The organism is Microcystis sp. LE19-195.1E, from assembly GCF_027532095.1.
Classification (GTDB): Bacteria; Cyanobacteriota; Cyanobacteriia; order Cyanobacteriales; family Microcystaceae; genus Microcystis; species Microcystis aeruginosa.
The window spans coordinates 1-2,580 of sequence record NZ_JAPZSZ010000286.1 but is presented as its reverse complement, the minus strand read 5'-3'; the positions used below and the strand labels follow the sequence as shown (position 1 = coordinate 2,580).

Below are 2,580 nucleotides of genomic sequence, written 5' to 3'. Positions count from 1 at the left end.
TTCTTGGGCTGCCCATTTCTCCATTTTTTTGCTTACCTCCACCTTAATTCCTTCTTTCAAAACTATACCTATCAATCGTTTCCCTTTTTTTTAAGTTTCTTCTCTTTTTGTTAAGAAAGATCCGACTAATGGATAGCTTATTAAGGGGGGCAGGGGGGATCGAACCTAAAATCCATTTTTAATTTAATTATAACCAGCTACTTAACACTATCAGGAGAGGCAAAAGGCAAAGGGGAATAAATAATCAGTTTTTAATAACCGGATTTGGTATTACTGAGACTGCGAATGTATGAAAACGCATCAATTGGGCAAAAGCTCAACGATGCGTTTTTAAGCTCCAAAAACCGCTATATTTGTAACCCAAAACAAATTAATTCTGATTAGAGTCAGTGGCTGCGGCCATTTGCATTCTCTGCACCAGATTATCGAGGGCTAATTCTAGATGTAAACCGGCATCTACGGCGGTCCAACCCTGTTCGGTTAGGTGTCGCCATTCAAAGTGTAGGTGCGGACCGGTAGAAAGTCCCGTACTACCCACGCGACCGATAACCGCTCCCTGTTCCACCCATTCTCCCGGTTTGACGGTAATTTCCGAAAGGTGTGCATAACGAGATTCTTGAGTACCATCGAGGTGACGTAAAATCACCGTTAATCCGTAACCTCCTAACCAGTCGGCGGTGGCCACTTCCCCCGCGTAGGCGGCTAATACAGGCGTTCCCATCGGTGCGCCTAAATCAGTACCCGCGTGCATGGCCCGATTCCCGCTGACCGGATGATTTCGCCACCCGAAAACCGAGGTAATTTGGGCGGGAAGGGCGAGGGGAAAGAGTAAATCGGTGCGTTGAGTTTGGTTAGAATCCGTGGGACTTAAACGGGTGGCCCGCTCATAGGTGGTCGCTTCGCTGATGGCCTCCACTTCTGCGCGAGTCACCGGGGCCAAAGCCAATTTTACGCCATTCCATTCCGGGGGATTGAGGGCTACCACCTGACTGGCAATCACCGTCGGGGCGGCCAGACGTACCGGGGAGCTAGAAGCCACGAGAGTGGGGGCATAACGACGCAGGGAATTATTAGCGATAACCGGCTGATTTCGGGGCTGCCGTCCTACCCGCACGGCTGGATTAGGATTGAGACGTACCCGGGCCAGATTAACCGGGGGTAAGGGTTTGGCCACAGTGCTGACCGGCTGACGACGGGGGGACCGGGCCGCCAGATTACAGCTACCTCCTACCAGTTGACCATTTTGGGCGATGGTTTGGCAACCACTGCGGCGCTCGGTGACAACAACGGAACTGGGGGGGTTAAAGTTTCTGGTATCGATAAAGTTATTTTTACCGCCGGCCCGGGGGGCAAGGGTAGGCATATCGGTTTGATGGTTTTCGGGGATAGCCAGACGGGGGGCGGGATTAGTATTTTCTTTGATAACGGGGGCTTTCAGAGTCGGGGCGGCATTTTCCACTACCGGGGTTTCGCTGCCAGTTTCGGAATTAGCGATCGCATTGGGAGCAAGAGTGAGCAGACCGCTGATCACTAAACCGAGACCACTGCATAAACTCAGCTTCTTTTTTAAGGATTTTCCGAGAAAAAGTTTCAATATCACCGATGAAGGATACATAGGGCGGCCTCACTTCTCACAGTTTAGTCAAAAAAATATTTAGACTCAATTATAGCCGAGACTGACCCTACCCGCCGGTAGATAGATTTCGCTACTGGCATTGTCCGAGGTGAGTTTAACTTTTAATTCCCCTCGATCGCTTACCCCCGTTATTATGCCCTGATAGCCCTCAAAAACTATCTTTTGCCCCAAATTGGCAAAAAGTCCCAAATAGGAGGCTAATAAGGCTTTAATGCCGTGATTACAGTAATATTCATAGCCGTATAGGATAGCATCGCTGATGACATCGGTTAATTGAGCGATCGAGGTGATTTTATTGCCGGCCAAAGCTTGTAAATTAATACCTGTGGGGGGGACGGGATTAGCCCAATTGATGCCCACTCCGATGACTGCTTGCGGGATGTTTTGGCCCTGAATACGGGTTTCTAGGTTAATTCCCCCTAGTTTGCGCCCTAATAATACCAAATCGTTCGGCCATTTGATTTTAACGGGTATTTCTTGACAATTCAGCTGATGAGCGATGCCCCAAACTGTAGCGAGAACGAGATGGGCAGATTTATCCACCTCTAAATCAAGATTTAACGCCAAAGATAAATATAATCCTCCCGGTTCAGAAATCCATTCCCGTCCCCATTGTCCCCTCCCGGCACTTTGTTGACGAGCAGTTACCAGAAAAGGCGGATTTTCCCCCGATTCTAATAATTGCCAAGCTTGAGTATTAGTGGAAGGTAATAGTTCAAAGTGATGGATTTTGGGCATAAATGGGAAGTGGGGAGTATTTTCAGTGATCAGTAAACAGTAATCAGTGACCTGATACTAAATCCGTTGAGTATAGGCTAAATATCAGGAGAGGCACTCCTGCAAGTGGAGTGACTCTTAAATGATTACAGATGTGTCAGCAGCTGCGTGTAAGCATCCCACCGAAAAACTAATGCGCGGGGGGTTTGGGGGCGGCGCCACGCCCC

The 2,580-nt window shown here is 48.8% G+C and carries 2 protein-coding genes; both read right to left on the bottom strand.

Annotated features, from left to right (window positions below; genetic code table 11):
* Nucleotides 1–370 precede the first annotated feature (370 nt).
* Nucleotides 371–1,615 (bottom strand): M23 family metallopeptidase, encoded by a 1,245-nt coding sequence (locus tag O9300_RS15960; protein WP_287972691.1) that lies wholly within the window; start codon nt 1,613–1,615, stop codon nt 371–373.
* A 45-nt stretch (nt 1,616–1,660) separates the two neighbouring features.
* Nucleotides 1,661–2,374, bottom strand: a complete 714-nt coding sequence (locus O9300_RS15955; RefSeq protein WP_287972689.1) for a biotin--[acetyl-CoA-carboxylase] ligase — start codon at nt 2,372–2,374, stop codon at nt 1,661–1,663.
* Nucleotides 2,375–2,580 lie beyond the last annotated feature (206 nt).